A 7,895-nucleotide genomic window follows, 5' to 3' on the forward strand; every position below is an offset into this window, starting at 1 on the left:
GGACCGCTCCCAACCGTCTCCCGCTGCGAGCTCCCCGCCGCTGGCGGGCTGACCCCCCCAGCCGCCCGCCGCACCGTCCGCGCGCGCCCCCCCCGCCCCCCCGGCGCACCAGCCGACCACTCCGTCCCCGGCGGCGGCACGGCGGGCGAGGGCGGTCGCGAGCTCGGCGGAATAGCGGCCGGTCCCGCCCGGAACCGGCGCGAGCAACTGCTCGACCAGGAAGCCCACACGCACGGGTCATAGTCTGCCCGGGCCCTCGGAGGTGCCGGTTCGGGGGGCAGTCGACCGGACACCGAGACGAGGCGAGCGCCGGCCACCCTCCACTCCTCAGGTGCAGCGCCCCCTCAGGTGCAGCGCCCCAGCAGCCCCCGCCGGCCTCCGCACGCCTGCCATCACGTTGCGTGACGTCAGAGTGTGACTGGGGCGGCTCGCGAGCCGGGCGACGGCTCGTGGGTCGGGGCGGATGCGTGGGAGAGCGCCTACCTGGTCCTGCTGGAGGGTTCGGCGTCCGCTTCGTCCCTACAGAACAACCATGTGGCCCCGCTCCCGTGCACACCTCTCGCGAGGCGGTGCCGGCGGGCTGGTCCGGCGGCGAGGCGGGGCCGGCCGACGTCACGCTCCGTCAGCGATCACCGGAGCGGGGCCGAGCAGCGGCTGCGCTAGTGCCGGCGACCGCGCAGGGCGGCGGCGACCATGATGGCGCAGAACAGCCCCCCGAGGAGATACCCCCACCAACGTTCGCCGTCGGCGGCGTCGGCCGCGGCGGCCGCCCCGAAGATGATCAGACCGAACAGCAGCACCGTGAGCAGCGCGGCAACCGCCCGCTGGGCAAAGCGGGAGCTCGGCGGCGGGGGTGGGCCGGTGCGAGGCGGAGGTGGAGTGCGGGGCTGGGAGGGAGTGCGGGAGGGGGATGGAGTGCGCGGCGGGGTGCGGCGCGGCCCCTCGCCGGAACGTGAGCGCCGGGCCATGACTCAGCTCCCCCGCTTGCGGGCATGGGTGAGCACCACGCTGCCGGCTGTGTCGGGGGCCCGGCGGTCGGCCAGCGCGATGGCCGGGGAGAGCACCGCCGCCGCGTTCCAACCGGCCCGGCCACCCTTCGCGGACAACGTCAGGTACAGCCGCTCGGCGCGTTCGCTGCGGAACATGTACGTCTGCCGGACGACGTCCAGCCCGGCGTCGTCGAGCAGCTTCGCGAGGTGCTCGCCCGGATAGGTGTGCTTGACGTGGTAACGCTCGCGATGGCGGTCGAACAGAGCCGGCCAGGCGGTGGCCCGGGTCAGCGCGTCCGCGGACATCACCAGGTCGCCGCCGGGGCGCAGCACCCGGGCCATCTCGGCAAGCGCGGCCGGCCCGTCGTCGAAGTGCTCGATCGCGCACACCGACATGACGACGTCGAAGGTGGTCGCCGCGAAGGGCAGCGCCAGCGCGTCACCCTCGACGAGCCCCGGATGGCCGCGCAGCCGCCGGCCGAACTCCAGCTTGTGCCGCGCCAGGTCGAGGCAGACCGCGCGGGCCCCGCGGCGGACGGCCTGACCGGCCCAGTAGCCATCGCCCCCGGCCACGTCGAGCAGCGTGCGCCCGGTCAGCTCGCCCGCCCACTCCAGCAGGGTGCCGACCTCACGGCGGCGCATCACGTGGACCTGGTGACCCACGAAGGCGAGGGCGTCGTCACGTACGGGGCTCACCAGTCCACCTTCCGTTCCGGCCGTTGTTGACGGACAGTCTGCCCGCCATGTGGGCACCGTTCGCGCCTGGACCCGTCAGAGACACCTCAGGTGATCGTCTCCGGACGCGACGCGACGAGCCCGGCGGCAGGCCGGACCACAGCCGGACCGGGCGGAGAACCCTCATCCGCTGCCGAGCGCACCGAGCGCCACGTCGAGGTAGTTTCCCCAGGCCGCCTGCGGATCGGGCGGGCAGACCTTCGCCCGCAGGTCGGCGAGCACGCCCGGCTCGTAGAGCCGACGCAGGGCCGCGGCGAGCCCGTCGACGTCGTCCGGCGCAACCAGCAGCCCGTCGACGCCGTCACGAACCGCGGTGGCCAGGGTGCCGACGGTCGTGGCGATGACCGGCAGACCGTACAGGTGCGCGAGATCGACGTTCTGCGACGCCGTGCCCGCCCGGTACGGCAGCACCAGGGCGTCGGCGGCCGCGAACAGGCCGGGCACCTCGGCGGCGTCGACATAGCCGGCCCGGACGTTCACCCGGTCGGTCAGGCCGAGTTCGGCGATGAGGCGGGTGGTCTGGACGGCGTCACCCCAGAACTCCCCGGCGACGGTGAGCCGGACGTCCGCCGGGCCGCGGGCCAGCGCCCGCAGCAGCACGTCGAGCCCCTTGTAGGGCCGGACCAGTCCGAAGAACAGCAGGCTGCGCGGCCGGCCGCCCGCCGTGGTCAGGGCGCCGGGCTCGGCCGGCGCCGGGCGCCGCCGGGTCGGCGAGGACCACAGGTGCGGAGCCATCTCGGCCACCACCACCGGCGCCGGGGTGAGGGTGGCGGCGAGCTCGGCCTGCGCCGGGGTGTGCACCAGCACCCCGGACACCCGCCGCAGCACCGCCCGGATCAGCGGCTCGTCCACCGCACGCCGCTCGTGCGGCAGAACGTTGTGACACAGCGCCAGCACCGGCAGCCCGCCGGCCCGGCGCCCGGCCCGGCCGCGCAGGGCGGCGAGGATGGCCAGGTAGGCGGGCGCCTGGATCGGGGTGACGACGACCAGAACGACCGCGTCGGCCTCGCGCCGCAGCCGCCGGCCGAGCCGGATCCAGCCGTCGGGCCGACGCCAGGACAGCGGGTAGCGGGTCGACCCGAACGGTTCCATCTCCGGCTCGGCGACGCGCTGCACGCCCGGGTAGAGCCGCGCCGGGTACTGGTCCGACCAGGACTCGATCACGACCTGATGCCCCCGGGCGCCCAGCCGGTGCGCGAGCTCGGTGGTGTGCTGGGCGATCCCGCCCTTGTACGGGTGGGTCGGGCCGATGACCGCGATGCGCACGGTCAGGTGTCGCTGCGGGAACGGGCGACCAGGTCACCGATCAGGGCGAGCACGGCGATCTGGAAGCCGACGAGGATGGCGAGCAGGGTCGAGGTCGCCACGTGGAAGTCGTAGCGGACGAGGTCCACGATCAGCTTGATGAAGCCCAGCCCCATGATCCACAAGGCGATCGGCATCAGCACCTTGAGCGGGTCGAAGTACATGACCATCCGCAGCACCTGCAGGATGTAGCGGCGCGCGTCGCGGAACGGGTGGAACTTCGACGTCCCGGCGCGCTTCGCGTAGTCGATCGGGATGTAGTCGACCGGGTGCTGGTTGGACAGGAACGACATCGTGATCGTGGTGACGCAGCTGAAGCCGGGCGGCAGCAGCCGCAGGTAGGGCAGGGAGACCTCGCGGCGGAAGGCACGCAGGCCGGAGTTCAGGTCCGGGATCTTCACCCCGGACAGCCGCTGGGCGATCATCCGAATGAGCCACTTGGCCGGCACCCGGGCCCACTTGTGGGTCCCCTCCTCGGTGAGCCGGGCCCCGACGACCTGGTCGACGTCGAGGTTGTCGTCCAGGTAGTGGACGAACTCCGGGATGCGCTCGTTCGGGTAGGTCATGTCGGCGTCGGTCCAGACGACGATCTTTCCCCGAGCCTCCTGGGTACCGATGCGCCGGGCCGTGCCCGAGCCGCCGTTGCGGCGGAACGGCATGATCCGCATCCGGGGGAAGCGGGGGGCCGCATCGCGCAGGACGGCGAGGGTGTTGTCGGTCGACTTGTCGTCGATCGCGAGGATCTCGTAGGCGTACCCGCTGGCGTCCATCGCGGCCGTGATGCGCTCGAGTTCAAGCACCACGTGATCCTGCTCGTTGTAGCAGGGCAGAACGATGGTGACGTAGGGGACGTCGTCGCCGAGCGCGACGAGGTCGTCGCCGGCCGCAGCCTGCGTCGGGGTGCTGCCCTCCGGATGGTCGGGCTTGTGGATGGCGCTGACACTCACGTCGGTGTGGCTCCCGGTCGTCGTTCCCGGCGGTGATCGCCGCTGCGGGGCGGCGGGCCGGTGCATGGCGCGGGCCGACGTCGTCCCCACTCCGATCGCCGGTCCGTGGCGGTGATGCGCGGTCCGTCCATGTGGGCGCGCCGTTCTAGAGTTGCACGTCCCGTCCCGGGGCCCGACGACCGGGCCGACGACCGGCCCACGTTGGCGCCTACTGTTTGGACCGTGGCTGCGTTCAGAAGTGATCTACGCGAGTACGTGCGGCATGTGCGGACGCTGCGGGCCGCCCGCGAGACCTCGGCCCGTTCGTTCGTCGCGGGCCTGCGGTACCCGCTCGCCTACAAGCAGCCGATCTGGCTCGGCTCGCCGACCGTCATCGAGGGTCGGGAGCGCATCGAGTTCGGCGAGGGCGCGGCACTGCGGGTCGGCCTCGGCGGGTTCGGCCTGTCGACCCGGCGCGACACCTCGATCATCCGGGTCCATCCGGAGGGCCGGCTGCGCTGCGAGGGGGTCGTCTCGCTGCAGCGGGGCGTGCGGGTCGTCGTCGACTCCGGCGTGCTGGAGCTGGGCCCCGGCGCGAACGTCAACGGGTTCGCCAAGATCCTCGTCCGGGAACGGATCTCCATCGGGGCCTACTGCAACGTCTCGTGGAACACCCAGCTTCTCGACAACGACTTCCATCCCATGGTCGTCGACGGCGTCGAGCAGCCGGTGAGCGGACCGATCGTGCTGGAGGACCGGGCCTGGATCGGCACCGGCGCGATCGTCCTGAAGGGTGTCACCGTCGGCGAGAGCGCGGTGGTGGCCGCGGGCTCGGTGGTCACCCGCGACGTCCCGCCGAAGGCCGTCGTCGCCGGGTCGCCCGCGAAGATCGTCGGCCACATCGACTCCTGGCGCTGAGACCTACCGCACCAGGCCGCCGGACTGCGCCGCCCGTCTCTGGGGAACACTGCGGACGGTGACCTCCGGCATGCCGGGAAGCACCTTGCCACCGTCCGCGACCAGGGCCGATGCGCGGATACCCGGACAGTCAACCGAGCGGGGGTGTCCGTAACATGACAGCACCTTCGTCCGATGGGACCGTGCAGAGTTTGGGTGACTCCGTGGATTCGACCGCAGCGGCCCGCACCGCCGCCTCGCCCGCCCCGGCAGTGATCCCCGATGGGACCCGCTTTCGACCGTGGCGCATCCTGCGCACCGCCCCCCCGACCGTCTGGGCGATCACCCTGCTGTTCACGGCGGTGCTGGCGGGCTGGTCGGTGATGGTGCCGCAGTACCACGCACCCGACGAGCCCAATCACGTCGACGCCGTGATGCGCCTGGTGGAAGGCAGGGGCTGGCCCCATCCGGGGCACGTGATCGTGACTCGCGGCGGGGTCGGCGCGATCATGGCGGCGCCCTACGGCTCCGAAAAGCGGCCGCGTGACCTGTCTGCCGGGCCCTTCACCGCCGCGCAGGCGACGCCCCGCGACGAGCGGCCGAGCTGGGAGGAACTGGAGCGGACGCCCGCGCCCAGAGGCGGCATCCAGCAGATCGTCCAGCATCCGCCGCTGTACTACTGGGTCAACGCGGTGATCCTCAAGGCGATCCCAGGTGGCGGCGACGACCTGCGCTGGGACGAGATCATCGGCATCCTGCGCCTGGTCAGCGTCGTGATGGTGGCCCCGCTGCCGCTGCTGGCCTGGGCCGGGGCGCACCGCCTGTCCGACGGCAGCCGGGTGGCGGGGACCTGCGCGGCGCTGGTCCCGCTGACCATCCCGGAGCTGGCCCACATCGGCTCCAGCGTCAACAACGACAACCTGCTGGTCCTGACCGCCGGGCTGGCGACCGTGGGCATCGTCTACGTGCTACGCGGAGATACCTCGCTGCGCACGGCGGCCTGGACGGGTGGCTTCGTCGGCCTCGCCCTGATGACGAAATCGCTGGGAATCGTGCTGGTCCCGATGGCCGCGCTGGCCTACGTGCTGGCCTGGTCCCGGGCTCGGCGGGACGCTCGTGCGCTGCGAGCGCGTGCGCCCGCGGTGGACCCGTCCCGGGCCACGCCCCCACCCGGGGCGAACACCGGCGGCGGCATGGCGAGTACCGCGAGTACCGCGAGTACCGCGAGTACGGACAGCATGGACGGCACGGACGGCGACGGTCGGGCCGACATCCGGCCGTTCCGGCTGGCCGACGCGGGACCCGCCGGGCCCTCGGCCGCCGCGCAGCGGCCGCCCTGGCGGCAGATCCTGCTCGGCGGAGCGATCATGGTCGCCCTGGGCGGCTGGTGGTGGATCGTCAACGTCGTGCGCTGGGGGGCGTTCCAACCCGAGACGCCCGGCTTCCCGCTGGGCCAGTACCTCGGCGACGACTGGGGCGCCTACTGGGAGCTCCTGATCAACGGAACGATCCTGCGCTGGTGGGGATCGTTCGGCTGGTTCGAGGTCAACCTCACGACCATCCCGGTCCGCACCGGCACCGCCCTGGTCATCTTCTTCTTCGCGCTCGCGCTGATCCGGGGCCGCAACTGGCGTATCCGGGTCGACCTGCTGCTCCTGCTGTGGGTCACCTGGGGCCTGTTCGGGCTGATGACGGTGCAGTCCGCCAAGAACTTCGACAAGCAGTTCCACGTCAGCGGAATTTCCGGCCGCTATCTCTATGCCGGCCTGGTGTCGTTGGCGATCGGGATCGGTCTGGGGGCGGCGGCCACTGGCCGGTACCTGTCGCGGGTCATGCCGCTGCTGTTCCTCGCGGGCGCGGTCACCCTGCAGGTCTGGTCGATCACCATGGTGTTCCCGCACTTCTGGCGACCGAAGGGCGGCGACCTCGGCGACGCATGGGATGACATGGCGGCCTGGTCACCGTGGTCGGAGGGGACGTTGGTCTTCATCGCCGTCGCGGTGTGCACGCTCGCGGTGGCGACCCTCGCCGGCTGCCTGTGGGTGCTTGTCATCGGCGAGCGCGACACCCGCCCGTCCCGGTCCGGCCGCGGGGTCGTCCTGACGGACCCCCGGACCCAGGGGCTGCGGGAGGCCGCCCGCAACCGCGCAGCCCGGTTGCACCGGGACACCCTGGCGAGTGGACAGCCCCGCCCGGGCGGGCCCGAGGGCGCGCAGCCGCCTTCCCCACCGGCACACAGCGGCCCACCGGTGTCGAGTACTGCGTCCACCGAGGCCGCCGCGGTCGACCGAGCCGACAAAGCCGAGGCCGCCGCGGCCGAAAGAGCCGACAAAGCCGCCGCAGCCGGCAGAGCCGCCGTAGTCGACGGGGCCGACAAGGCCGCCGCCGCCGATGGGGCCGATAGGGCCGCCGCAGTCGATAGGCCCGACGAGGCCGCCGCAGTCGACAAGGCCGACTGGGCCGACGAGGCCGACGGCGCTCGCCACCCGCAACCGCGCTGACCACCGGATCCGGGACCATCGCCGGCACAGGGTCTGATATCTACTGCGCAGCGTGCACGCTCACGCGCACAGCGGGACACTGGTACGGAGCCCGGACCGACCGAGACGGCACCGGCCGGGCCCAACGGACCATGAGATGATGATCGTGCACACGAGGTCCGCGGTGTCGACCGTCTCTGTTCGGGGGGAATCTTGCGCCGCAAGCGGGAGACGGGCAGAGCGCCGGGGGCGACCCCGCAGCCCGTGCCGCCGCCCGATCAGGGCCCGGCCGCCGCGCCGGAGCCCGCCGCGGTGCTGTCCCCGCTCAGATCTCACTCAACGCCCCAAAATTCGCCACTGCCCGAAGACCCGTCAGTGCCCGCAGACCAGTCAGTGCCCGCAGATCGGCCGTTGCGCCAGGATCCGCCGCTGGCCCAGGATCCGCCGCCGCGCCAGGAGCAGTCGCTGCCCCAGGACCGGCCGCTGCCCCAGGACCTGGTGCCGCACGCTGCCCTGGCGGCGGCGACCGGGCTGGCGAGCGCCGCCGGTGCGCACTCCGGTGG

General features: G+C 72.8%; 6 protein-coding genes and 1 pseudogene. 2 read left to right on the forward strand and 5 right to left on the reverse strand.

All coding sequences use genetic code 11. The features are described from left to right. The 5 genes and pseudogenes from ND748_RS20105 to ND748_RS20125 all read right to left on the reverse strand — a co-directional run. Positions 1-234, reverse strand: a pseudogene (locus ND748_RS20105) (hypothetical protein); the annotation flags it as partial. Positions 235-659: 425 nt separating this feature from the next. Beyond that, positions 660-968 carry a hypothetical protein gene (locus ND748_RS20110; RefSeq protein WP_251747550.1) on the reverse strand — a complete coding sequence of 103 codons (309 nt, stop codon included), beginning with the start codon at positions 966-968 and terminating at the stop codon, positions 660-662. A gap of 3 nt (positions 969-971) precedes the next feature. Next, the gene (locus tag ND748_RS20115; RefSeq protein ID WP_251747551.1) at positions 972-1,685 is read right to left on the reverse strand and encodes a class I SAM-dependent methyltransferase; all 714 of its coding nucleotides are present in this window, start codon (positions 1,683-1,685) and stop codon (positions 972-974) included. Positions 1,686-1,847: 162 nt separating this feature from the next. Continuing rightward, on the reverse strand, positions 1,848-2,990 hold the full coding sequence (locus tag ND748_RS20120) for a glycosyltransferase (protein WP_251747552.1): 1,143 nt from the start codon (positions 2,988-2,990) through the stop codon (positions 1,848-1,850). A 2-nt stretch (positions 2,991-2,992) separates the two neighbouring features. After that, entirely contained in the window at positions 2,993-3,976 is a 984-nt protein-coding gene (locus tag ND748_RS20125; RefSeq protein WP_251747553.1) for a glycosyltransferase family 2 protein, read from the reverse strand. Positions 3,977-4,198: 222 nt separating this feature from the next. On the opposite strand from ND748_RS20125, the gene ND748_RS20130 reads away from it, so the two are divergent. Continuing rightward, positions 4,199-4,873, forward strand: a complete 675-nt coding sequence (locus tag ND748_RS20130; protein ID WP_251747554.1) for an acyltransferase — start codon at positions 4,199-4,201, stop codon at positions 4,871-4,873. Positions 4,874-5,076: 203 nt separating this feature from the next. After that, positions 5,077-7,353 (forward strand): DUF2142 domain-containing protein, encoded by a 2,277-nt coding sequence (locus ND748_RS20135; RefSeq protein ID WP_251747555.1) that lies wholly within the window; start codon positions 5,077-5,079, stop codon positions 7,351-7,353. Positions 7,354-7,895 lie beyond the last annotated feature (542 nt).

It is taken from the genome of Frankia sp. AiPs1 (assembly GCF_023716945.1).
Taxonomy (GTDB): domain Bacteria; phylum Actinomycetota; class Actinomycetes; order Frankiales; family Frankiaceae; genus Frankia.

Bases quoted from the DNA above. Each gene is read 5' to 3' on its own strand.
- ND748_RS20110 (WP_251747550.1), bottom strand. From the start codon at position 968: ATGGCCCGGCGCTCACGTTCCGGCGAGGGGCCGCGCCGCACCCCGCCG.